Raw genomic sequence first — 23,516 nt, forward strand, 5'->3', positions numbered from 1 at the left:
CCGCGCCTCCAGGCCGCCGCACCGTCGATCCAGCAACCCGCCAGCAGGAAGGCACGCAGCATGGACACGGTCGTCGTGATCGGTGAGGCCCTCGTCGATGTCATCGAGGGCTCGGAGGGCCGCGTCGAGCACCCGGGCGGGAGCCCCATGAACGTCGCGGTCGGGCTGGCGCGGCTCGGTGTGCCCGCCGGCCTCGTCTGCGCGCTGGGGGACGACGATCGCGGAGCGGTCGTCCGCCGCCACGTCGAGGCGAGCGGCGTGCAGGTCGCGGCGACACTGATCGAGCGGACCTCGACGGCTGTCGCGACGATCGACGATCACGGCGTGGCCCGCTACGAGTTCGACCTGGACTGGCGGCTCGCCCCGGTAGCCCTGTCCGAGCTGACGCGACTCGTGCACGTCGGGTCGATCGGAGCGGTGCTGTCGCCGGGTGCCTCGGTCGTCCTCGAGGCCGCGCGGTCCCGGCCGTCGTCGGCTCTGCTGTCCGTCGACCCGAACGTCCGGCCGTCCGTCACGCCGGACCGCGACGCAGTGCTCACGGCCTTGCGGCCACTGCTCGCATCCGCCGACGTGGTGAAGCTCAGCGACGAGGACGCGGCCTGGTTGTGGCCGGAACGCGGGGTCGACGCCGTGCTGAACGGCCTGCTGAGGCTCGGCGTCGGGCTCGCCGCCGTGACGCTCGGCGCGAACGGCTGTGCACTCGCGACGGCCGGGGCCCACACGCGCTCGCCCGCTCCCGTCGTCGAGGTCGCCGACACGGTCGGGGCCGGTGACTCGTTCATGTCCGGGCTGCTCGCCGGCGTCCTGGCCTCGGGCAAGCATCCCCGCGACCTGGACGGGGACGACCTGGACGGGCTCGCACGCCTCGCGCTGGATTGCGCTGCGATCACCGTGAGCCGACCTGGCGCGGACCCACCCACGCGAGCCGAACTGAGCTGAGCGCCCACTGGTCGGTCGAACCGAGTGCTATGTTGGCGCGCACAACAAATCCCGGACGACGACGTCGGAGGACGCGCGATGACGCACGCAACAGAGCACCGCTTCGGTGAGACGACCCTGACGGTCGTCGACGGCACCGCCAACCCGATCCCCGATGTCGACCTCACCGTCGAACAGACCCGTCACGCCTTCGCCTTCGGCAACATCGGCTTCGACTTCGTCGGCCTCGCGAACGGCGAAGCGACCGGCGGAGCGAACGGCGAAGCGACCGGCGGATCGAACGGTGAACCGACCGGTGAAGCCAACGCCGAAGCGCACGACGAAGCAGGCACCGAGCACCTCGCCGACCTCTACACCGACGTCTTCAACACCGCGACGCTCCCGTTCTACTGGGGCCGCTTCGAGCCCGAGCGCGGAGCCCCGGACACCGCCAGGCTCCTGACGACGGCGCAGTGGTTCCGCGACCGCGGCATCGCCCTCAAGGGGCACCCGCTCGTCTGGCACACCGTGCAGCCCGACTGGCTGCTGGGGCTCCCGCTGGACGAGGTCGAGCGGCTCCAGCGGGAGCGCATCCGCCGCGAGGTTTCCGCTTTCGCGGGCACGATCGACACCTGGGACGCCATCAACGAGGTCGTCATCATGCCGGTGTTCGACAACGGCGACAACGCGATCACCCCGCTCGCCCGGGCCAAGGGCCGCATCCCGATGATCCGGATGGCCTTCGAGGAGGCCCGCGCCGCCAATCCGCAGGCCACCCTGCTGCTCAACGACTTCGACCTGTCGAGTGCGTACGAGTGCCTGATCGAGGGCGTCCTCGAAGCCGGCGTGCAGATCGACGCCATCGGACTGCAGACCCACATGCACCAGGGCTACTGGGGCGAGGACACGATGCTCGCGATGGTCGACCGGTTCGCCCGCTACGGCCTGCCGCTGCACCTGACCGAGACCTCGCTCGTCTCCGGTGACCTCATGCCCGCGCACATCGTCGACCTCAACGACCACCAGGTCGCTTCGTGGCCGTCGACGCCCGAGGGTGAGGCGCGCCAGGCCGACGACATCGAACGCCACTACCGGAGCCTGGTCGGCCACCCTTCCGTCGAGGCGATCACCTACTGGGGCATCACCGACGCCGGCGCCTGGCTCGGCGCCCCGATCGGACTCGTCCGCGCCGACGGGACACCCAAGCCGTCGTACGAGGCCCTCCGCCGCCTGGTCAAGGAGGAGTGGTGGCTCGGCCCGACGGTGCTCCGCACCGACGACCGCGGTCGGGTGCAGGTCCGCGGCTTCCGCGGCGACTACCGCGTCGACGTGCGCGGCACGTCCGCCCCGTTCACCGTCACCGACGTGCCCACGCAGGTGCAGATCGTCGCGTGACCACCTGACGGACTGGAGGCCCGGTGCGGCCCCGCCCCGCGCCTCCAGTCCGTCAGTGGCGGACCTGGCTGTGGGGGTGCTCATGGCTCTGATCGGGGTGGTGCGCTTTGCTGGGCGAGACCAGCGGACCGTCCGCGGCACCGTGAGGGGTGGACTTGATGCGTACGAGTAGACCGCACGGACGGCTCCTGCTCGTGCAGCGCTCACTCCTCGCGACCGCCGTGCTGGCGTCGGGGCTCGCACTGGTGACCGGGTGCAGTTCGCCCCGCCTGCCGCCGTCGTCCGCAACCTCTGTCGAGGTGACGAAGGTGTACCTGGCTGCGGCGAAGGCGCAGCGGTGTGACGTGACGAAGGCGTTGACGCTCGACAGCACGTGGGCGTGGTGCCGGAACCCGACGCTGCGGAAGTACACCGTCGCGGACAAGGCGGAATCGGTGCCGTTCAACCCTGGCCACACGACGGAGTCCTGCGTCGACACGACGGTGACGAGTCGAGCGTCGGAGGAATCGGAGCCGATGAACGGGACGCGCACGTGGAGCTTCTGCTTCACGAAGACGGCGTCCGGATGGCGCCTCACGGACCAGGGGCAGGGCTAGGGCGCGCGACCCTCCCGAGGCGGCCGGAAGGGCCAATCTTCAGCGTGGGCGTGCGGCACCGCGACGACCTGGAGGTACGGGCCGACCATCTTGAGCAGCTCGACGGCGTCGGCGCTGAACCACGCCCGGGCCCCCCGCGTCCGACGTCACCTGGTCGCGCGTCCTGCGGCCACCACGCCCCAGAAGGCTCCGCCGACGAGGATCGCGGCGCACGCGACGAACGCGGGGATGTCGTCGGCGCGTCCGAGTGCGATGTAGACCAGGCTCACTGCCACGGTCGCGCCGCCGGCGATGCTCGTCGGGACGATCGCTGCTCGGTGGCCGATGATCCAGCTCTCGTCGCTGCGCATGGTCGCCCGGGTACGGATGCCGACGAGCCCGTTCCTGCCGATGGTGCCCCGCGCCGGCAGGACGATTAAGACGATGGTCAGGACGGCGGCTGCCATCTCGATCGCGATCACGTGATCTCCTTCTGGGTCGGTCATCGCGCTCGTGCGCGCAGTGAGGCTGCGCGGAGCGTGTTGGACCAAACCTGCCGGTATCCGGTGAAATACGCAAGGGGCGGCAGTATCCGTCACCGCCGCACGTACCGGTGCTCCGGCCGCCCCGCAGCCCCGTACCGCAACTGCATCGCCACGGTCCCGTCCGCCGTGAGCTGCGCCAGGTGCCGCTGCGCCGTCGCCCGCGAGACCCCGATCGCCGCAGCCACCTCGGCGGCAGATCGTTCCTCACCGGCGACGAGCTGCTCGAGCACCAGCGCCGCCGTGGCCGCCCGGGACGGCGACGCCCCACCGCTGTCCCCGGCGTGCAGGATCCGGAACGCCCGCTCGACGGCCTCTTGATCGAGTGTCGACCGCTCGTCGAGCACGTTCCGCGACCGCGCGTACGCCTGCAGCCGCTCGGCCAGCACCCCGGCTGCGAAGGGCTTGATCAGGTAGGCGAGTGCCCCGCTCCGCATCGCCCGGCGAACGGTGCCCGAGTCCGAGGCGGCGCTCAACACGAAGGCATCGGTGTCGATCGACCGCAGCAGGTCGAGGCCGCTGCCGTCGGGCAGGTACACGTCGACGAGCACCAGGTCCACGGTCCCACTCGACAGCGTGGAGCGGGCGGCCGCGAGGGTCCCGACGGGCTCGAGCGCACGGAACCCCGGTACCTCGTCGACCTGCCGCCGGTGCAGGTCGGCGACGTGGAAGTCGTCGTCGACCACCAGCACGGTGAACACGGAACTCACGACACCACTCCTTCCAGTCGGGCGCAGAAGACCGCGCCGTGGTCGTCACCGCCGGGGGAGGCGAGCCACACGTCGCCACCGTGCCGCCGGGCGATCTCCCGCGACAACGGGATCCCGATCCCGAGCCCGTGCACTTGTGAGACGTCCTCCGACGCGGGAGCCGCCGCCGGACCGCGCACGAACAGCGAGTCCGCGACATCGTCCGGCACCCCCGGCCCGGAGTCCATCACCGACAGGTGCAGGGTCGCGCCGTCGTCGAGCACCTCGACCTCCACCCACGGGGATCCGCCGTCCCTCGACTGCTCGTCCCCGATGAGGGCCGCCGACACCGCGTTGTCGACCAGGTTGCCGAGCACGGTCGTCACGTCGCCCGGCTCGGTGATCGTCCCCTGCACGAGCGTCTCCGCCCCGATCCGCAGCAGCACGCCCCGCTCGGCGGCTTCGACGCCCTTCGCCCCGAGGAACGCCTGCAGGTACGGCTCGGTCAACCGGTCGGCGTGCTGCACCGGGTACCGCAGCGGCCCGCGCTCCTGCACGTCCGCCAGGTACGCGCGCGCCCGGGCGGTCTCGCCGATGTCGAGCAGCCCCGAGATCGCGTGGAGCCGGTTCGCGAACTCGTGGCGCTGCGCGCGGAGCGCCGTGCTCATCGCCCCGACGGCGTCGAGTCGCCGGGTCAGGGCCTCGACGTCGGTGCGGTCGCGCAGGACGGCGACCCGGCCCAGGTCGCGGCCGTCGCGGAACACCGTGCGGACGTCGACGAGCAGCACCCGGTGCCCGGCGACGATCGTGGCGCTCGCCGGAGCCGCGGTGGTCACGTCCAGCATCGACCCGAGCGGCGCGGGCAGGTCGAGCGATGCCACCGGACGGCCGACCGGATCGGCCAGCCCGAGCAGTCGCACGGCTTCGGGGTTGCAGACGGTGACGACCCCCGACGACCCGATCGCGATGACTCCCTCACCGACGCCGCCGAGCACGGCCTGCTGGTTCTGCACGAGCGTCACGAGCTCCTCTGGCTGCAGCCCGAGCGTCAGCCGCACCAGTCGCCGCCGGATCAGCACCGAGGCGATCACCGCGAGCAAGACCGCCGCCAGCCCGGCACCGATCACCGGCATGCTGTCCTCGACCAGGGTGTCGTAGACGCGTGCTCGGTTGAACCCGACGCTCACCTCGCCGACGACGGCGGACTGCCGGGAGGCCCGGCTCGTCTCCGCCCCGCCGGCTGCGGGCGCGGAGACGGGCACCTTCGCCCGCGCCGACTCACCGAGCGTGCCGCGCGCCCAGGACACGGTCTCCCGGCCGGCGAGTGCGGCGTCGGGGGAGGTGCTCACCATCTCGCCGATCCGGTCGGTGTCGGGGTGGGCCAGCCGGATGCCCCGGTCGTCGGTGACCACGACGAAGAGTGCCCCGGTCCGGCGCTGGGCAGCGAGTGCCGCCCGTTGGACGGGGCCGTCGGCGAGGGCCGCGGGGTCGAGGTCGGTGCCGTCGACGCTCAACCGGGCGACCGCGGCCCGGACGTCGGACTGCGCGGCGACGCTCTGTGCGATCGCGAGTGCGGTCCCCTCGGCAGCGCGCTCCAGCCGGGTGACCTCGATCCGGACGAACACGGCACTGGTCAGGGCGACGACGGCGACCACCACGGCGAGCTGCAGTACGAGCACCTCGGTGGCGAAGCGGAGCCTGGGGCGCCGTGAACGGTCGTCGGTCACGACCCCAGCGTACGGAGGGCGAGCCGACCTGCCTGCGCACAATGCGCAGAAAGCGGTCAACGCGCGATGGTGCGCCAATGTGCAGAAGCGCGCCGCGCCTCCAGGCCGGGTCGTAGCGTGCCCGGACTGCCAGACACGGACGAAGGAGTCCTGATGCTCGTCATCCTCGGGTACGCGATGGTCCTGACCTTCATGGTCCTGATCATGACCAAGCGCATGTCGCCCATGCTCGCGCTGATCATCGTGCCGACCGTGTTCGGACTGTTCGCGGGGGCGGGTCTGGGACTCGGCGACATGGTGACCGAGGCGATCGGCACGCTGGCACCGACGGCCGCGCTCCTGATGTTCGCGATCATGTACTTCGGGCTGATGATCGACGTCGGCCTGTTCGACCCGCTCGTCCGGTTCATCCTGCGGGTGACCGGCAACGACCCGGCGAAGATCGTACTCGGGACGGCTCTGCTGGCCGGTGCGGTCTCGCTCGACGGGGACGGCTCGACGACGTTCATCGTGGTCACGGCGGCGATGCTGCCGATCTACCTGAAGCTCGGCATGAGCCCGGTCGTGATGACGTGTGTGGCGGGTCTGACGAACGGAACGCTCAACATCGTGCCGTGGGGCGGTCCCACCGCCCGTGCCGCCGCCGCGCTGAAGATCGACCCGACGGACATCTTCGTGCCCCTCGTGCCGTCGCTCGTGGTGGGGCTGCTGCTGTGCTTCACGTTCGCGTGGACGATGGGCCTGCGGGAGCGCAAGCGCCTCGGGCTGATCGAGTTCACCGAGGCGTCGCGGGGTGCGCGTGTGCCGGAACGGGCGAACGCTCGGGCCGGTTCACGGGTGCTCGCGGCGGTGGGTGGGACCGGCGGCGGGATGTTCACGAGCCCCACGGTCGCGCTCGGACTGCGCGGTGGGAAGGCCGACGGTCGGCGTGCGGACGGCGAGGGCGTGGACGGCGCGGGTTCGGGGGACGAGGGCGGCACGGGGACCGGCACCATGGCCGAGACGATGCTCGACCCGAACCGCCCGACCCTGCGGCCGAAGCGGATCTGGTTCAACCTGGCGCTGACCGTCGCCGTGATGGTGGCGCTCGTGCTGGGCCTGCTGCCGCTGCACTTCGTGTTCATGATCGGCACGGCGATCGCCCTGCTCGTGAACTTCCCGCAGCTCAAGCAGCAGACCGCGCAGATCGTCGCGCACGCCCCGAGCATCGTCGGTGTCGTGTCGATGGTGTTCGCCGCCGGGGTGCTGATCGGGGTGCTCGACGGTACGGGGATGGTCGCGGCGATGGCCGACTGGCTCGTCGCGGTGATCCCGGACTCGATGGGCCCGTACCTGGCGGGCATCACCGGTGTGCTGAGCATGCCGCTGACGTTCTTCATGAGCAACGACGCGTTCTACTTCGGGATCCTGCCGGTGCTGTCCGAGAGCGCTTCGGCGTACGGGATCACGCCGGCCGAGATGGCGCGGGCCTCGGTCGTCGGGCAGCCGGTGCACATGCAGAGCCCGCTCGTCCCCGCGATCCTGCTGCTGGTGTCGCTGGCCAACGTGAACCTCGGCGACCACCACCGGAAGGTGTTGTGGCGGGCGGCCGTGGTCGCGATGGCGATGCTCGTGGTGGCGATCGTGGTGCGGGTCATCCCGTTCGGATGAACCGACCGTCGGTACCGGCCCGGCGCGCGCCGGACCGGTGCGCGCCTGACCGGACGGTGCCGGCTCAGGCGGCGTCGAGCTCCCGCGTCAGGGCCGCGACGAAGTCGTCGATGTCCTGCTCCGAGGTGTCGTACGCGCACATCCACCGCACCTCGTTGCGGCTGGCATCCCAGTCGTAGAACCGGAAGTGCTTCCGCAGCCGGTCGGCCACCCCGGCGGGCAGGGTCGCGAAGACCCCGTTCGCCTGGGTCTGCTGGCTGAAGCCGACACCCCGGATGCTGCCGTCGGCGATGCCGGCCTCCAGTGCACCGCGCAGTCGGGCGGCCATGGCGTTGGCGTGCCCGGCGGAGCGCAGGTACAGGTCGTCGCTGAGCAGGGCGATGAGCTGGGCGGAGACGAACCGCATCTTCGACGAGAGCTGCATGTTCATCTTGCGCAGGTAGTGCAACCCCTCGGACGCCGAGGGGTTCAGCACGACGATCGCCTCGCCGTAGAGCATGCCGTTCTTCGTCCCGCCGAAGCTCAGCACGTCGACACCGGCGTCGGTGGTGAAGTCGCGCAGGGGCACCCCGAGGGACGCCGCGGCGTTCGAGATGCGGGCGCCGTCCATGTGCAGCTTCATGCCGAGCGAGTGGACGTGGTCGGCGATCGTCCGGACCTCGTCCACCGTGTAGGCGGTGCCGAGCTCGGTGGTCTGGGTGATCGACACGACGAGCGGCTGGGCGCGGTGCTCGTCGCCCCAGCCCCAGGCCTCGCGGTCGATGAGCTCGGGCGTCAGCTTGCCGTCGGGTGCCTCGACGGGCAGGAGCTTGATGCCCGCGACGCGCTCGGGCGCACCGGCTTCGTCGGTGTGGATGTGCGCGGTCGCGGTGCACACGACCGCTCCCCACCGCGGCAGCATCGACTGCAGCCCGACGACGTTCGCGCCGGTGCCGTTGAACACCGGGAACGCCTCGGCCTGCGACCCGAAGTGCTCGCGGATCACCTCGTTGAGACGTGCGGTGTAGACGTCCTCGCCGTAGGCGATCTGGTGGCCGTCGTTGGCCGCGGCGATGGCGGCGAGGATCTCGGGGTGGACGCCGGCGTAGTTGTCCGAGGCGAAGCCCCGCAGGTCCAGGTCGTGCAGTCGGAGGGTCACGCGTTCATCCTAGGTTCGAGGGATCAGGCGCCGTGAGCGGGATGCGGGCGCCGTTGACGTCGGCCGGTGCGGTGTCCCAGAGCCGGACGGCCTCGGCGCCGAGCCGCTCCTCGAGACCGGAGAGTGCACCGACGACGAACACGGCGGCCGCGGCGGTCTCCGGTGCCTCCTTCCGGAACCCCTGCGCGACGGCCCGGACCCAGGCGTCGGACGCGGCCTTCGCCGCCGCGTAGTTCGCGGCGCCGGCGGTGGGGGAGTCGACCGCGGTGGACGACACGAACGCGAGCCGTCCGGCAGGGGACGCCACCAGGTCGTCGTGGAAGACCCGCGTCGTGTTCCGCAGGGTCCGGAAGGCGCGGTCGAAGAAGTCCCAGTCCGCGTCGGACTGGCCGACGATGCTGCCACCGCCGCGCCACCCGCCGACCAGGTGGACCAGTCCGTCGACGCGGCCGGCGTCCGCGTGGACGTCGTCGGCCAACGCGGTGACCGCACTGAGGTCCGACAGGTCGCACGTCCGCGTCGTGACGCCCGGGACGGACGCGCGCAGGGCCTCCAGGGCGTCGGGTCTGGTGCCCACCGCGACGACGGCCGCACCGGCGGCGGTGAGTGCGCGCGCGACGGCTGCGCCGCTGGCACTGGTCGCACCGGCGATCAGCACCAGGCGACCGGCCACCGAGCCGTCGGTCACGCGGCGACCTCGCCGACGAGCTCGGCGTCCGTGGTGCCGGTGATGCCGGCCGTGGACGCGATGACGGTCGCCATCTTCTTGTCGAGGGCCTCGTAGAACATCGACAGCGGGAACTCGTCGTCGAGCACCGCATCGGTGTAGCCGCGCGGCGGTCCGGCGAGCGTCTCGTCGGGCAGGCCACGCGCCCACTTCGACGCCGGATGCGGCGTGAGCGTGCGGGTCAGCATCTCGTACGCGGCGAGCCAGTGCGCCGACTTCGGCCGGTCGATCGAGCGCCGGTAGAGCTCGTTGATCTCGTCGCTCAGGGCGATGATCACGTCCGGCACCTCGGGCCAGTCGATCGTGAGCTGCGTGTCCGTCCAGTGCAGGACGCCGTGCTGGTGCATCCAGGCGAACAGCAGCTGGCCGCCCAGTCCGTCGTAGTTGCGGACGCGGCTGCCGGTGATCGCGAAGCGGAAGATGCGGTCGAAGACGACCGCGTACTGCACCAGGCGCGCGTGGTCACGGATGGCGCGCTGCGCGTCCTGGAGGCCCGTGTCGGGTCCGGCGGACAGCTCGCGTTCCAGACGCACGGACTCGCGGAACGCGGTCAGGTCGCAGCGGAGCTCCTCGAGCGAGTAGAGGAAGAACGGCATCCGCTGCTTGATCATGAACGGGTCGAAGGGCAGGTCCCCGCGCATGTGCGAGCGGTCGTGGATGATGTCCCACATCACGAAGACCCGCTCGGTCAGCTGCTGGTCGTCGAGCATCGCAGCGGCCTCGGCCGGCAGCTCGAGCTTGGTGACGTCGGCGGCGGCACGGACGACCCGGCGGTAGCGGGCGGCCTCGCGGTCCTGGAAGATCGCGCCCCACGTGAAGGCGGGGATCGAGCGCATCGCGACGGTCTCGGGGAACAGCACCGCCGAGTTCGTGTCGTACCCCGGGGTGAAGTCGACGAACCGCAGCGCGACGAACAACGCGTTGCCGTGGTCGCCGGCCTCGAGCTCGGCGATGAACTCCGGCCAGATGACCTCGACCAGGAGCGCCTCGACGAACCGCGAGGTGCTGCCGTTCTGCGTGACCATCGGGAACACGACCAGGTGGCCGAGCCCGTCGACGCGGTGCTGCTGCGGCTGGAACGCGGTGAGGGAGTCGAGGAAGTCGGGGACCCCGAAGCCCTGCTCCTGCCAGCGTGCGAAGTCGAGCTGCAGCACCTGCAGGAAGGCGGCGTCGTGCGGGAAGTGCGGTGCAAGCTCGGCGACGGCCGGCACGATCACCGCGACGTGATCGGCGGCAGCGGCGTGGTCGGACGGTTCGGGGACGGAGCCGTCCCGCGTCTGCAGGGCCTGCAGGGCGGCGACTGCACGCTTGAGCCGGAGCCAGGCGGGGTGGGCGGCGATCTCGCGCACGGACAGGTGGTCCTCGACGACCTCGGGCTCTCCGACGATGGCGTCCTGCGAGATCTTCTGGGTGAACTGGGACATGTCGAACCTCCCGTCATCGGGGTCGGCCGCGGATCTGCGGACGAGTGGTGCGCGTTACCGGATCGTCTCGAGCCTAGGGAAGTTCGGGGGACGCAAAGTTGCCCATCTGCGGTGGAATCGTGCGTCGTCGTGGCGCTCGCGCGGGGATCCGACTGCTGCGCGCATGGTTTCGTCGGTCGGCTGCTTCCGGCAGGAGTGACAGGAGGCTCGGAGCGGCCTTCCGGGTCCTTCGCCTGGACGTTCGCCTGGACGTTCGCCTGGTGGGGAGGGGCGCATGTGTGAGTATGAGGAAATATTGGTTCCGGGAACGAACCACCTTCCGATCTGGGGTTCTGTGGCGCATCGGGCTTGTGCCCCGATCGCTGTACCCCGGACTGCTCCGTCCGCCCCCGAACGGAGGGCGTGGCGACCACACGGAGCTTGCGATCCGCTCAGGAAACCCGTCTGTTCACTTCTGAGCCGTTTCCTGGACGCCGGCTGAGGGGCCTTCGTTGGTCGAGCGACTGCCAATGTGATGCCCGCCGGAACGGGAGCGCAGCATCCCCCGGCGCACCCGACCTGCTGCCCGGATTCCGAAGGATGCCGTTGTCCACAGATTCGCCCCGCCTGCTCACGGTCGTGCGGGACCCATCGGACGTCAGGTTCCGGAACATCGCCCGTGCCGGCGGTGTCACCGTCCTCGCGATCATGTTGCTCGTCGGGCTGTTCCTGGCCGTCCGGGCCGCCGAGGCCCTGCGCGTCGCCGGGTTCGGGTTCCTCACCACGCAGGCCTGGGACCCCGACGCGCACCGGTTCGGCATCGCCGCAGTGCTGGTCGGCACGGTGCTGATCGCCGCCGTCGCGATCGCGTTCGCCCTGCCGCTCTCGCTCGGCACCGCGCTGTACATCACCGAGTACGCACCCCTGCGGATCCGCAAGGCGTTCATCGGGCTCGTCGACCTGATGGCCGCGATCCCGAGCGTCGTGTACGGGCTCTGGGGCTTCTTCTTCCTGCAGTCGCAGATCACGCCGGTGTCGCGGTGGATCTCGCAGTGGTTCGGCTGGATCCCGCTCTTCTCGGTGTCGGGCGTCGACCTCGACGACCCGCTCGCGTCGCCGACCGCGTACACGGCCTCGACGTTCATCGCGGGCATCGTCGTCGGGCTGATGATCACGCCGATCGTCACCTCGATCATGCGCGAGGTGTTCTCGCAGGCCCCGCTCGGTGAGCGTGAGGGGGCGCTCGCGCTCGGGTCGACGCGGTGGGGGATGATCCGCTCGGTCGTGCTGCCGTTCGGCCGGGGCGGCATCATCGGCGGGACGATGCTCGGTCTGGGCCGGGCGCTGGGCGAGACCATCGCCGTCTACATGATCATCTCGCCGGTGTTCGTCATCCAGCCGCACGTCCTGCAGGCCGGGGCGAGCTCGGTCTCCTCGCTGATCGCCCTGCGGTACGGCGACGCGACACCCTTCGGCATGTCGGCGCTCATGGCAGCGGGTCTGACGCTGTTCCTGATGACGCTGTGCATCAACTTCGCCGCGTCCGCCGTGGTCGCCCGATCGCGTTCGGGAGCGAGCAGCTAGCCATGACCGACACCACCCAGGCGCCGTCGGGCGTCACGTCACCCCTGCCCACCGTCCCCCTGTCGACGCCCGTCCCGGCCAGCCCGGTGACGGTGTCGACGCCCTCGGGCTCCGGCTCCGGCACGGTCCTGCCGCGGCTCGAGCGGGAGTCCGAGCCGGACCGTGGGCCCGAGGAGCGCCGGTTCAGCGGCACCCGGATCAGCGACGTGCTCTGCGTCGTCGGTGCCGCGGTCGCCTCGGTCTCGGTCACGTCGATCGTGTTCACCGAACTCGCCCCGGTCTCCGGCCCGATCGCCTTCGCGGCCGTCGCCTACGTGATGTTCCTGGTGTTCTACGCGCTCCTCGTCGCCACCAACGAGAGCGCGGCCGTGGTCCGTGACCGGGTCGTCTCCGCCGCGGTGCACTCGCTGGCGTTCGTCGTGGTGGCCACGCTGGTGTTCGTCGTCTCGTTCAGCGTGATCCGGGCCACGAAGGCGCTGCCGCACTGGAACTTCTACACGCAGGACATGGCGCTCACCGGGCCGCTCGACCCGATGACCTCCGGCGGAGTGCTGCACGCCATCGCGGGGTCGCTGATCCAGATCTCGATCGCGCTCGTGATCACGGTGCCGCTCGGCGTGACCACGGCGCTGTTCCTGACCGAGGTGCCCGGACCCTTCGCTCGGTTCGTCCGCACCATCGTCGAGGCGATGACCGCGCTGCCCTCGATCGTCGCGGGGCTCTTCATCTACGCGAGCGTCATCGTCGGGCTCGGCTTCGACAAGTCCGGGTTCGCGGCGTCCCTGGCGATCAGCGTGATGATGCTGCCGATCATGATCCGGTCCGCCGACGTCGTGCTCCGCCTGGTGCCGTCGACGCTGAAGGAGGCGTCGATCGGGCTCGGTGCCGGTCAGTGGCAGACGGTGTGGCGGGTCGTGCTGCCGACGTCCCGCTCCGGCCTGGTGACCGCGATCATCCTCGCCACCGCGCGCGGCATCGGTGAGACGAGCCCGGTGCTGCTGACCGCCGGCTTCGCGCCCGACCTGAACCTCGACCCGACCAGCGGCCCGATGATCTCGCTCCCCTTGGCGATCTTCGAGTTCGTCAAGTCGCCCGAACCGAACATGATCGCCCGCGGCTTCGGCGCGGCCGCGGTCCTGATGTTCCTCGTCCTGGTGCTCTTCGTGATCGCCCGCGTGATCGGGTCGCAGACCGTCGCCACCCGCGAGCGCCGCAACGACCGCTTCCGGGCGCTCGGTCGCCTGGTCCTGCGCGGTGTCGCCGCCGCCGAACCGGTCTGGCGCCCCGTCGGCCGTTTCGTCCGCAGGCACGCCCGCCGCTACGTCCACCCGTTCCCCGCCGACGCCTCCCAGAAGGACCCCTCGTGAGACCCCGCAGAACACGCCTGATGGGCGCGGTCCTGGCCGCCGCCGCACTGGCCCTGTCGATCCTCCCCGCCACCGCGGCCGACGCGGGCGAGTCCTACGTGCCCATCTCGGGCGCCGGCTCGTCGTGGAGCTCCGTCGCGATCCAGCAGTGGGCCGTGAACGTGCAGCAGTACGGGATGAAGGTCCGGTACGCCAGCACCGGGTCCTCCGACGGCCGCAACCAGTTCAAGGCGGGCACGGTGGACTTCGCCGTCTCCGAGATCCCGTACGGCATCAAGGACGGTGGGGTCACCGACGTCCCGCCGACGGTCGGCTACGCGTACATGCCGATCGTCGCCGGTGGCACGTCGTTCATGTACAACCTCAGCGCCGGTGGCAAGCAGATCACCAACCTGCGGCTGTCCGGCCCGGTGCTCGCGGGCATCTTCACCGGCAAGATCACGAGCTGGGACGACCCGAAGGTCAAGGCCGACAACCCCGGGCTCGACCTGCCGAAGCGCCGCGTCGTGCCGGTCGTCCGGTCCGACGGGTCCGGGTCGACCGCGCAGTTCACCACCTGGATGAGCAAGAAGTACCCGTCCGAGTGGAACGCGTACTGCAAGCAGGCGGGCCGGCCGCTGCCGTGCGGCATCACGTCGAACTACCCGACGGTCGCCGGCAAGGGGTTCATCGCCCAGCCGAACTCGCAGGGCGTGTCCGGCTACGTCGCCCAGAAGGCCAACGTCGGCACGATCACGTACGTCGAGTACTCCTACGCGTTGAAGACCGGCTACCCGGTGGCGAAGGTGCTGAACAAGGCCGGTTACTACGTCGAACCGACCGCCTCGAACGTCGCGGTGGGCCTGCTCGGCGCGAAGATCAACCAGGACAAGCGGTCGTCGTCGTACCTGACGCAGATCCTCGACGGCGTCTACGACAACCCCGACGCTCGCACCTACCCGCTGTCGTCGTACTCCTACATGGTGGTGCCGACGACCACGGACGCGAGCCTGACCCCGGCGAAGGGCAAGACCCTCGGGGCGTTCGACTACTACTTCCTGTGCGAGGGGCAGCAGCAGGCCGAGGTGCTCGGCTACTCGCCACTGCCGATCAACCTGGTGCAGGCCGGACTCGACCAGGTGCGGCGCATCCCCGGTGTCGAGGCGAAGAAGATCGACATCCGGAAGTGCAACAACCCGACGTTCTCCGCCGACGGCAAGAACACCCTCGCCGTCAAGGCGCCGCAGCCGCCCGCGTGCGACAAACTCGGCGCGACCCAGTGCAACACGGGCACCGGCGGGGCGAAGGGCACCACGACGCCGACCCAGAGCGGTGGCGCGGCCGGTGGTGGCGCGGGCGGTTCCGGTGGCGGTACCGGGGCGGCCGGGGGTTCGGGCTCCGGCGGCGGTTCGGGGTCCGGTGCGAAGGGCGGCGGGTCCGGGGGTTCCGGTTCCGGCGGCTCGAGCGGATCCGGTTCGGGATCCGGGAGCGGTTCGACCGAGCTCTCCGGCGGCAGCACCGGCAGCGGTGGCACCGGCGCGGTGCCCGCACTGAACAACGGCTCGCCCGTGCAGTGCGACGCCGACAGCGGTGTGTGCCAGAACGTGGCCGCCCTGCCGGTCGAGGTCGACGCGGCCGACGGTTGGACGCCGACCCGCACCCTGATGCTCTGCGCCGTGGCCGCACTGCTGGGCGTGGTCCTGCTGCCCCCGCTGATCGGCGTGCTCGTGTCCCGACGGAGGACCCAGAAGTGAAGAACCAGCACCTCGTCCGACTCGGTTCCGCGGCCCTCGTCTTCGGTGCCGTCACCTCGACCATCGCCGGGTCGTTGCTCGTCGCCACGATCCCGGCGTCGGCCACCGCGCCCTCGGCCACACCCTCGTCCGCGGTGACGAAGTCGTGGGTCGACGCGCAGGCCGCCCTCGGTCCGGGGGGATCGACCACCACGCCCGACCCCGACGCGGCCGACTTCTCGAAGATGTCGTTCACGGTCAGCCAGACCCGCGAACTCACCGACCAGGGCGTCACGGTGAGCTGGACCGGTGCGAAGCCGACCTCGCCGAGTGAGTACGCCACCGACTACGTCCAGGTCATGCAGTGCTGGGGCGACGAGGCGGCCGGGCCGTCCCCCGAACAGTGCCAGTGGGGCGCGCCGTCGTCGACCATCGCGGCCCTGACCGGCGTCGGCGCCGCCAAGCGCGACCTGGTGAACGGGGACGACCCGCTGCAGGACCCGACCCTGACCGGACCGGACGCGAACCCCGACCTGCTGCTCGACCCGCCCGTCGAGAACCCGTTCCTCCGCGCCTACCGCGTGCCCTTCCGGTCGGTCGACGGGACCCTGTCGAAGAGCACGACGGAGCTGTCGAAGCAGTTCGACGCGACGACCACGAACGAGGTCACGGCCGCGCGCACCGCGAGCGACGGCACCGGTCAGGTCACCTTCGAGACCCAGTCGGGGCTCGAGGCGCCGCAGCTCGGCTGCGGGCAGGACCGGGTGGCTGCCGGGAGGACGACGCCGCGGGACTGCTGGCTCGTGATCGTGCCGCGTGGCAGCCACAACCTCGACGGCGGCACCGCGGGGTCGACCGCCGCCGGCCGTGTCACCGGCTCGCCCCTGTCGGCATCGGCCTGGCGCAACCGCGTCGTGTTCCCCCTCGGGTTCCAGTCCGTGGCCCAGGCCTGCCCGATCGGCAACGCGGAGCAGCGTCTGGTCGGCTCGGAGCCAGCCACCGAGGCGGTCACCGCCTGGCAGCCCGCACTGTGCGGACTCGGCACGACCTACGGCTACTCGCAGATCGGCGACGAGGAGGCACAGCACCAGATCGTCTCGACGACCGGCGGGGCATCGCGGCTCGCTCTGGTGAACACGCCGCTCGACCCCGCGACCGCCCCGGACACGACCATCCGGTACGCCCCCGTGGCGCAGTCGGCGATCGTGATCGGTTTCTCGATCGACTACCGGCTGTACCCGGACGCCCCCGCCAAGGCGCGGAACGGGCTGCAGGCGCAGGAGCTCACCCTCGACGCACGGCTCGTCGCGAAGCTGCTCACGCAGTCGTACCAGGCGGACGTGCCCGGCCGCGGCAAGGGCGACCCCACCGTGGCGGCGAACGCCTCGAGCATCGTGACGGACCCGGAGTTCCTCGCGCTCAACCCGACCTTCGTCGGCTCGAAGAGCGACACCGCCCCGGCCGGACTGATGGTCGCGCTCGGGGACACGAACGCGAACGCCCGGGTCTGGGCGTGGCTGCGGGCGGACCCGGTCGCGGCGGCGTTCCTCGACGGGCGCCCGGACGAGTGGGGGATGCGGATCAACCCCGCCTACCGCCCGCTGTCACTGGCGACCGACACGACGATCGACAGCTTCCCGAAGGCCGACCTGACCATCGCGAAGGGCGGCGACCCGGACGAGACCGGCTACGGCACCCTCGACATGCGCCCGTACATGAACGACATGCACGAGGGCGCTTACCGGACGCTCAAGGCGGACCCCAACCAGAAGGACTCCTGGAACCCGTTCGGGCAGCCGAAGGGCTACACCTCGCTCGGCGCCCAGGTGCCGGGGAGCCGGTTCCTGCTGTCGATCACCGACACGGCCTCGGCCGCCCGGTACGCGCTCCCCACCGCGAAGCTCGTGAACGCCGCCGGCGAGGCCGTCGCTCCGACCACCGAGGCGATCACGAAGGGCATCGCGACCATGCGGCCGTCGACCGTGCCGGGCGTCGTCGTGGCCGACCCCGCGAACCGTGACGCGGCGGCCTACCCGCTGGCCATGCTCAGCTACGCGGCCGTGAACGTCTGCGCCTCGAGCCCGGCGGAGCGTTCGGACTACGCCACCTTCATCCGGTACGCGAGCGGTGCCGGTCAGGTACCGGGGGAGAAGCAGGGCGAGCTCCCCGCCGGCTACGTCCCGCTGTCGAGCAGCATGCGGGCAGCGGCCGGGCAGGTCGCCGCCGGGCTGACCGACGCCCGGACGGTCGCCGCGGCGTGCCCGAAGCCGCCGGCGGCGTCGGCGCCGACCGAGCCGACGGCGTCCGGCACCGACGGGGCCGTCCCACCGCCCACCGACACGACGGAGACCGTCACCGATCCCGTCACCGACCCGGGGACGTCGACCGACACCCTGCCGGACGCGACCGTCGACCCGGTGGCCGACGCCGCGCCTCCCGTGTCGACCAACGACGTCGACGAGGCGTCCGGACCCACCCAACGCACCCACGACCAGCCGCTCGCGGCGACCCGCCTGGGTCTCGCCGCGGCGCTCGGAGCCGGCCTGCCGGCGCTCGGCGTGGGGCCGTTCCTGATCCGCCGTGGCCGGAGGCTGGCGATGCTGGCTGCCGCCCACGTGTGACCGAGTTCCACCCACGACCGCTGCCACCTGGGCAGCGTCGAACCCACGAAAGGAAACACCAGCCATGAAGGTCAACACCTTCTGCAAGTCGGCAGTCACGTTCGGTGCAGCCGCGCTGATCGTCGGTGCCCTCTCCGTGCCGGCGGCCCAGGCCGACCCCGCGGGGAACGCGTTCGGCAAGCTCGTCGGCCTCGGCTCGGACACGACCCAGGACGTCATGAACGGCGTCGCCGCAGCGGTCGGGGGGAACCAGATCGCCTCGTACGACGCGACGAACGCCGGCCCCACCGTCGTCACGCGATCCGGCGGAGCGGCCATCCCGCGCGTCTCCGGCTCCGGTGCCGGCCGTGACGAGCTGCTCGTCTCCGTCGGTGCGGTCGCCAACAAGTCGGGCGTCGCCCTGGCCGACGGCACGAGCACGACGATCGACGAGTCCGTCGTCGGCCAGCTCGACTTCGCCCGTTCGTCGGGCGGCCCCGCCGCCAAGGACCAGTCGGCCGACGGCGTCCTGGCGTACGTGCCGTTCGCCCGCGACGCGGTCGACGTCGCCTACGCGCCGGGCAGCCCGCTGGCGAAGGTGCCCTTCTCCATCGGGGACGGGACGCAGGCCAAGACGGCCCCGACGCTCTGGAACGTCTACCGCGGTGACGTGTCCTACGTGTACTTCAACGCGGACGGCACCTACAACTCCGTGGGCGGCAGCGCGACGGGTCCGGACGGCACCAAGGCGTCCAAGATCCAGCCGCTCCTGCCCAAGTTCGGTTCGGGCACCCGCAGCTACTTCCTCGGCCAGCTCGGTCTGACCGACGCCTCGGGCTTCACGAGCACGAACTCCTTCGTCTCCGACACCTCGGCCGGCAAGCCGATCGAGGAGCACGACGGCACCGCAGTCGTCGCGGCCGACACCGGCTCGACGCTCGCGATCGCCCCGTTCTCGGTCAGCCAGTGGGTGGCGCAGGCCAACGGCGTCGGCGGGGTCACCGACCGTCGCCACGGCGTGACGCTCGCCGACCTCGGCAAGACCGCCGGCAGCCAGACCGCGGCGACCACCGGCAGCGGCAAGGCCTACGCGACCAACCCGGCGTACGCCGGCTTCGTCCGTGACGTCTACAACATCGTCCCGTCGCGCCTGGCGGACGACCCGTCCAGCGCGATCGCGAAGGCGTTCGTCGGCAAGGACTCGCTCGTCTGCAAGCAGACCGCGACCATCGCCGCCTACGGGTTCCTGCCGGAGCCGGCGACCAACGCCGCCACCACCTGCGGCTACGCCCAGCTGCGCGCCTTCCCCGCGTCGCTGAGCACCACCGCCCTGTCGATCCCCGCGAAGGCCGTCGCGGGCAAGCCCGTCAGCGCCACCGTCTCCGTCGACTCGTTCGGCACCGGCGGCGGCACGGTCCGGTTCCTGAACGGCTCCACCGTCGTCGGGACCGGCACCATCGCCAAGGGCGCGAAGAGCGTCACCGCCCCGGTGACCCTGCCCAGCGGCACGGCCTCGGTCAACGCGCTGTTCATCCCGGCGCTCGCCGGCGTCGCGTCGAGCACCTCGGCGGCGTCCGCGGTCACCGTCTCGGCCGCGACCGGCGTCACGATGACGGTTCCGCGTCTGACGGTCGGCAAGACCGCCAAGGTCACCACGACGATCACGGGCGGGAACGCCACGGGCGGCACCGTCACGATCGGGAACGGCACGGAGACCGTCGGCACCGCCAAGGTCGCCGCCGGGGCCACCACCGCCTCGGTCTCGTTCGTCCCGAAGCGCGCCTCGTACAGCCTCGTCGCCACCTACACCCCGGCCACGGCCGGCGGGACGGTCGCCACGAGCGCCGTGTCGACGGTGAAGGTCGCCAAGGGTGCGCCGACCGTGAAGGCCGGCAAGGTCAAGTCGGTCTCCGCCAAGTCCCACGCCAAGGTCACCGTTGCCGTGAGCGGCACCGGCGTGACCCCGACCGGCAAGGTCACCGTCAAGGAGGGCAGCAAGACGCTCGCCTCGGTGTCGCTGTCGAAGACCGGGCGCGGCACCGTCTCGCTCCCGCGTCTCAAGGCCGGCACGCACAAGCTGACCGTCGTCTACGGCGGCGACTCCCTCTGGAACACCGCGCGGACCTCGTCCTCGGTGAAGATCACCCGCTAGTCCCCCCCCAGCCCGGCCGGTCCGCGAGGACCGGCCGGGTGCCCCACCCCGAAGACCCCACCCCCGAAGACACCCCACCCCGAACACCCCGAACACCCCGAACACCGCGAACACCCCGACGGACGGATCGATGACGAGCTTCACCTCCTGGTTGCCGGGCCGGCGACCCACCGGCGAACCGGACGCGAGCGGCCGCCGTCGCGCCGTCCGGACGTGGCGGCCGATCCGGGCGCTCCGTCCGTCCCGCACCCGGCGTCCGACCCGCCCGGCCAGCGGCTGGTCCCACGAGTCCGCCGGCCCCGCCGCCCGGGCGATCCCGGTCCTCGGCGCCCCCGACCGCTGGCGGTTCAGCGGGTCGGCGATCGTCGTCGTCGGGCTGTTGCTCGTCGGCTTCGCGCTGCAGTTCACGGCCGTGTCGCAGGTCACGTACTCGCGCGACCAGCAGCTCGCCCGTGACGCGTTCCGCTACCAGCTCGCCAACGCCACCGCCCCCGTCGGCCAGACCGGCACGGACGGCCGCCTGGTCCCCGAGGGCACCCCCGTCGCGATCGTCCGGGTGCCGGCGCTCGGCCTCGACACGGTCGTGCTGCAGGGCACCACGTCGGAGACCACCCGTTCCGGCCCCGGCCACCGTCGCGACACCCCGCTGCCCGGTCAGGTCGGCGCGAGCGTCGTCTACGGCCGCCAGACCGCCTACGGCGGCCCCTTCGGTCGCATCGACCAGCTCGACAAGGGTGCCGTCATCACCGCGACGACCGGGCAGGGGACCGCGAAGTACCGGGTCGTCGACGTCCGCCGCACCGGCGACCACGTCCCCGCACCGCTCGAGGCCGACGACGGTCGGCTCACCCTGGTCTCCGCCGCAGGGCTGCCGTTCCTGCCCGACTCCGTCGTCCGCGTCGACGCCGAACTCGTCTCGAAGGCCGCTCCGACCCCGACGCCCTCGTTCGGCTACGCCGCACTCGCCCCCGCCGAACTGACGATGGCCGGTGACGGCTCGGTGTGGCCGTTCCTGGTGCTCGGCCTGATCGTCCTGGCCGGCATGGTCGCGCTGTTCGCGGTCGGCATGCGCTTCTGGGGCCGTCGGCAGACACTCGTCGTCGCCGTCCCGGTGGTGCTCGCCGTCGGGCTCTCCGCGGCGTCCCAGCTCACCGTCCTCCTGCCCAACCTGATGTGACCGAAGAGACCACGATGCCCGGAACAGAAACCGAAACCCTCCTCGCCGAGTTCGACAGCTGGTTCGACCGCGTGCCGCCGGCACCGGATCCGTCGACCCTGCCCGCGACGCTCGACGCCCGATCCGTCTCCGCCTGGTTCGGCGACCACAAGGTGCTCGACCGTGTCTCGCTGACCATGCCGGCCGGCCAGGTCACCGCCCTGATCGGACCGTCCGGCTGCGGCAAGAGCACGTTCCTCCGCACGCTCAACCGCATGCACGAGCTCGTCCCCACGGCGTCGCTCGCGGGCGAGGTGCTCCTCGACGACGTCGACATCTACGACGCGTCCCGACGCATCACCGAGGCCCGGCGGCAGATCGGCATGGTGTTCCAGAAGCCGAACCCGTTCCCCGCGATGAGCATCCAGGACAACGTGCTCGCAGGACTCGCCCTGACGGGCGTGCGGCTCGACAAGGCCGCGAAGGCCGCGCTCGTCGAGGAGACCCTGACCAAGGCGGGCCTGTGGAACGAGGTCAAGGACCGCCTTCGGCAACCCGGCGGCGGTCTGTCCGGTGGGCAGCAGCAGCGGCTCTGCATCGCCCGTTCGCTCGCCGTCCGTCCGCGGGTGCTCCTGATGGACGAGCCGTGCTCCGCCCTCGACCCCACGTCGACCCGGCGCATCGAACAGACGATCACGGAGCTCGCCACCGACGTGACGATCGTCATCGTCACGCACAACATGCAGCAGGCGCAGCGCGTCTCCGACCGCTGCGCGTTCTTCCTGGCCGAGGCCGGGACACCCGGTGCGATCGTCGAGCACGGCCCGACCGACGCGATGTTCCAGACACCGCAGGATCCGCGCACCGCCGACTACGTCAACGGTCGCTTCGGATGACGGACTGGAGGCGCGGTGCGGGCCCGCACCGCGCCTCCTGTCCAGCGGTGGTCGCGACCACCGGCACCTGCGCGCGCCCGTCACGCCTGTCCGGGCAGTACGGTCGGGGATGTGAAACATCAGCGGCGGGCGGTTGGGCGTGTGAGGCGGATTGGGGTCCGGGCGATCCTGTTCGCCAGCATGGCGCTCGGGGCCTCGATGCTGAGCGCTCCGAACGAGGCGTCGTGGAATCCGGGGGCGTTCCTGCTCGTCGGTGGCGCCGTCTGCGCCCTGCCGCTCTTGCTGGGACGGCATCGGCGCAGAGGCACCGTGCGGGCCGGGATCTCCACGTCGGACTGCGTGGCGCTGTCGACCGGTCTCGGGGCAGGGCTGCTCGTCGGACTCCTCTTCTTCGACGGCTCGGCTGCCTTCGCCGCGCTCTTCCCGGTCCCGTTCGTGGCGATCCACGCCGCCGTGAGTCGCTCCGACGGAAGCTTGCGAGCCCGGTTGATCGTGCTCGCGGTGACGGCGGCGTTGGTCGGCGCGATCCTCGTCACGGGTGACGATCTGCAGCGCGGCTTCGCGGACCTCGTCCAGGGGGCCGTGGTCGCCGGCGTCCTGTTGACGCTTGCGCTGGTCCTCTGGAGTGCTGTGCGGAGACAGCGGGCCTGAAGCTGCTGCCGTGCACTCCAGCTCTGCGGGCCGCGTGATCGGTACGGTGGTCGCCATGGCCCGATTCACGCCCCCAGCCGCTGACGCGATGCGCGCCCGGCTCCTGCTCGCCGCGCGGGACGAGTTCTCCGCGGTCGGACTGGCCGCCGGCAGGGTCGAACGGATCGGTGCCGCGGCGTCGAGCAACAAGGCGCAGGTCTTCCACTACTTCGGCAGCAAGGAGGGGCTGTTCGACGCCCTCGTCGCGGGCACCGTGACCGAGACGTTCGCCGAGGCCCCGCTCGACACCGCCGACCTCGCCGCCTGGGCCGGCCGGGTGCACGACTCCTACGTCCGTCGTCCCTGGGCCCAGCGGCTCGCGACCTGGCACCGGCTCGAGCGCGCCGACGTCCCGCTCGAGTCCGTCGCGACGACCTACGCCGACGCGGTGGCCGAGGTCGAGCACGCCCAGCGCGCCGGGGGCCTGCCGCGGGCGTTCCGTCCGGCGGTGCTCCTCGGGCTCGTCCTGCACGCCGCGGCGTTCTGGAGCGCGACCGCTGCGGAGTACGAGCCGCTGGTGCAGGCCGTGACGCCGCCGCGGCGTCGCCAGGTCGTGGTCGACGCGGTCACGGCCCTGCTCGGCGGGAAGCCCTGA

At 71.5% G+C, this 23,516-nt stretch carries 19 protein-coding genes; 13 read left to right on the forward strand and 6 right to left on the reverse strand.

Annotated features, from left to right (window positions below; translation table 11 throughout):
- The 3 genes from BIU91_RS13750 to BIU91_RS13760 all read left to right on the forward strand — a co-directional run.
- A partial coding sequence (locus BIU91_RS13750; RefSeq protein ID WP_253183764.1) for a carbohydrate kinase occupies positions 1-939 on the forward strand: 939 nt, incomplete at its 5' end.
- Between the two features lie 78 nt (positions 940-1,017).
- Positions 1,018-2,313 (forward strand): endo-1,4-beta-xylanase, encoded by a 1,296-nt coding sequence (locus tag BIU91_RS13755; protein WP_071405908.1) that lies wholly within the window; start codon positions 1,018-1,020, stop codon positions 2,311-2,313.
- 158 nt (positions 2,314-2,471) lie between these two features.
- Positions 2,472-2,909, forward strand: coding sequence for a hypothetical protein (locus BIU91_RS13760; protein ID WP_139196732.1), 438 nt, complete (start codon positions 2,472-2,474; stop codon positions 2,907-2,909).
- Between the two features lie 146 nt (positions 2,910-3,055).
- Here the strand turns inward: BIU91_RS13760 and BIU91_RS13765 are convergent, their stop codons facing one another.
- From BIU91_RS13765 to BIU91_RS13775, 3 genes are all read right to left on the reverse strand, one after another.
- A complete protein-coding gene (locus tag BIU91_RS13765) occupies positions 3,056-3,370 on the reverse strand; it encodes an SdpI family protein (protein ID WP_171907843.1) in 315 nt (104 codons plus the stop codon).
- A 113-nt stretch (positions 3,371-3,483) separates the two neighbouring features.
- A complete protein-coding gene (locus tag BIU91_RS13770; RefSeq protein WP_071405910.1) occupies positions 3,484-4,140 on the reverse strand; it encodes a response regulator in 657 nt (218 codons plus the stop codon).
- Positions 4,137-5,846: a sensor histidine kinase gene (locus tag BIU91_RS13775; protein WP_071405911.1), complete on the reverse strand. Its 1,710-nt coding sequence runs from the start codon at positions 5,844-5,846 to the stop codon at positions 4,137-4,139. The genes BIU91_RS13770 and BIU91_RS13775 overlap by 4 nt, the downstream gene beginning before the upstream one ends.
- 153 nt (positions 5,847-5,999) lie before the next feature.
- Here BIU91_RS13775 and BIU91_RS13780 point away from each other — a divergent pair, with 153 nt between their 5' ends.
- Complete coding sequence (locus BIU91_RS13780) at positions 6,000-7,496, forward strand: CitMHS family transporter (RefSeq protein ID WP_071405912.1); 1,497 nt, start codon at positions 6,000-6,002, stop codon at positions 7,494-7,496.
- 64 nt (positions 7,497-7,560) lie between these two features.
- On the opposite strand, the gene BIU91_RS13785 is transcribed toward BIU91_RS13780, so the two are convergent.
- Genes BIU91_RS13785 through BIU91_RS13795 form a run of 3 tightly spaced genes read right to left on the reverse strand, consistent with a single transcriptional unit; the run spans position 7,561 to position 10,785 of the window.
- A complete protein-coding gene (locus tag BIU91_RS13785; protein ID WP_071245082.1) occupies positions 7,561-8,634 on the reverse strand; it encodes a low specificity L-threonine aldolase in 1,074 nt (357 codons plus the stop codon).
- Positions 8,635-8,638: 4 nt separating this feature from the next.
- A complete protein-coding gene (locus BIU91_RS13790) occupies positions 8,639-9,322 on the reverse strand; it encodes an SDR family NAD(P)-dependent oxidoreductase (RefSeq protein ID WP_071405913.1) in 684 nt (227 codons plus the stop codon).
- A complete protein-coding gene (locus BIU91_RS13795) occupies positions 9,319-10,785 on the reverse strand; it encodes a DUF6421 family protein (protein WP_071405914.1) in 1,467 nt (488 codons plus the stop codon). The genes BIU91_RS13790 and BIU91_RS13795 overlap by 4 nt, the downstream gene beginning before the upstream one ends.
- Positions 10,786-11,370: 585 nt before the next feature.
- On the opposite strand from BIU91_RS13795, the gene pstC reads away from it, so the two are divergent.
- The 9 genes from pstC (at position 11,371) to BIU91_RS13840 (ending at position 23,516) form a co-directional block, all read left to right on the forward strand.
- Positions 11,371-12,348 carry a phosphate ABC transporter permease subunit PstC gene (gene pstC, locus BIU91_RS13800; protein ID WP_253183765.1) on the forward strand — a complete coding sequence of 326 codons (978 nt, stop codon included), beginning with the start codon at positions 11,371-11,373 and terminating at the stop codon, positions 12,346-12,348.
- A 2-nt stretch (positions 12,349-12,350) separates the two neighbouring features.
- A complete protein-coding gene (gene pstA, locus BIU91_RS13805) occupies positions 12,351-13,715 on the forward strand; it encodes a phosphate ABC transporter permease PstA (RefSeq protein ID WP_071405916.1) in 1,365 nt (454 codons plus the stop codon).
- Positions 13,712-15,448: a phosphate ABC transporter substrate-binding protein PstS gene (gene pstS, locus BIU91_RS13810; protein ID WP_253183766.1), complete on the forward strand. Its 1,737-nt coding sequence runs from the start codon at positions 13,712-13,714 to the stop codon at positions 15,446-15,448. The genes pstA and pstS overlap by 4 nt, the downstream gene beginning before the upstream one ends.
- Positions 15,445-18,048 carry a hypothetical protein gene (locus BIU91_RS13815; RefSeq protein ID WP_071405918.1) on the forward strand — a complete coding sequence of 868 codons (2,604 nt, stop codon included), beginning with the start codon at positions 15,445-15,447 and terminating at the stop codon, positions 18,046-18,048. Before pstS ends, BIU91_RS13815 begins: the two co-directional genes overlap by 4 nt.
- Positions 18,049-18,112: 64 nt before the next feature.
- Positions 18,113-20,179 carry an Ig-like domain repeat protein gene (locus tag BIU91_RS13820; RefSeq protein ID WP_071405919.1) on the forward strand — a complete coding sequence of 689 codons (2,067 nt, stop codon included), beginning with the start codon at positions 18,113-18,115 and terminating at the stop codon, positions 20,177-20,179.
- 130 nt (positions 20,180-20,309) lie between these two features.
- Positions 20,310-21,356, forward strand: coding sequence for a sortase (locus tag BIU91_RS13825; protein ID WP_084741281.1), 1,047 nt, complete (start codon positions 20,310-20,312; stop codon positions 21,354-21,356).
- A 98-nt stretch (positions 21,357-21,454) separates the two neighbouring features.
- On the forward strand, positions 21,455-22,231 hold the full coding sequence (locus BIU91_RS13830; RefSeq protein ID WP_228513776.1) for a phosphate ABC transporter ATP-binding protein: 777 nt from the start codon (positions 21,455-21,457) through the stop codon (positions 22,229-22,231).
- A gap of 111 nt (positions 22,232-22,342) precedes the next feature.
- Complete coding sequence (locus tag BIU91_RS13835) at positions 22,343-22,882, forward strand: hypothetical protein (RefSeq protein ID WP_139196736.1); 540 nt, start codon at positions 22,343-22,345, stop codon at positions 22,880-22,882.
- 55 nt (positions 22,883-22,937) lie between these two features.
- Entirely contained in the window at positions 22,938-23,516 is a 579-nt protein-coding gene (locus BIU91_RS13840) for a TetR family transcriptional regulator (protein WP_071405921.1), read from the forward strand.

The organism is Curtobacterium sp. MMLR14_002 (genome assembly GCF_001864975.1).
Taxonomy (GTDB): domain Bacteria; phylum Actinomycetota; class Actinomycetes; order Actinomycetales; family Microbacteriaceae; genus Curtobacterium; species Curtobacterium flaccumfaciens.

What these genes read in the sequence shown, in the direction of transcription:
- BIU91_RS13795 (WP_071405914.1), bottom strand. Translation starts at nt 10,785, where the DNA reads ATGTCCCAGTTCACCCAGAAGATCTCGCAGGACGCCATCGTCGGAGAG.
- BIU91_RS13840 (WP_071405921.1), top strand. Translation starts at nt 22,938, where the DNA reads ATGGCCCGATTCACGCCCCCAGCCGCTGACGCGATGCGCGCCCGGCTC.
- BIU91_RS13755 (WP_071405908.1), top strand. Translation starts at nt 1,018, where the DNA reads ATGACGCACGCAACAGAGCACCGCTTCGGTGAGACGACCCTGACGGTC.
- BIU91_RS13825 (WP_084741281.1), top strand. Translation starts at nt 20,310, where the DNA reads ATGACGAGCTTCACCTCCTGGTTGCCGGGCCGGCGACCCACCGGCGAA.
- BIU91_RS13760 (WP_139196732.1), top strand. Translation starts at nt 2,472, where the DNA reads ATGCGTACGAGTAGACCGCACGGACGGCTCCTGCTCGTGCAGCGCTCA.
- pstA (WP_071405916.1), top strand. Translation starts at nt 12,351, where the DNA reads ATGACCGACACCACCCAGGCGCCGTCGGGCGTCACGTCACCCCTGCCC.
- BIU91_RS13820 (WP_071405919.1), top strand. Translation starts at nt 18,113, where the DNA reads ATGAAGGTCAACACCTTCTGCAAGTCGGCAGTCACGTTCGGTGCAGCC.
- BIU91_RS13780 (WP_071405912.1), top strand. Translation starts at nt 6,000, where the DNA reads ATGCTCGTCATCCTCGGGTACGCGATGGTCCTGACCTTCATGGTCCTG.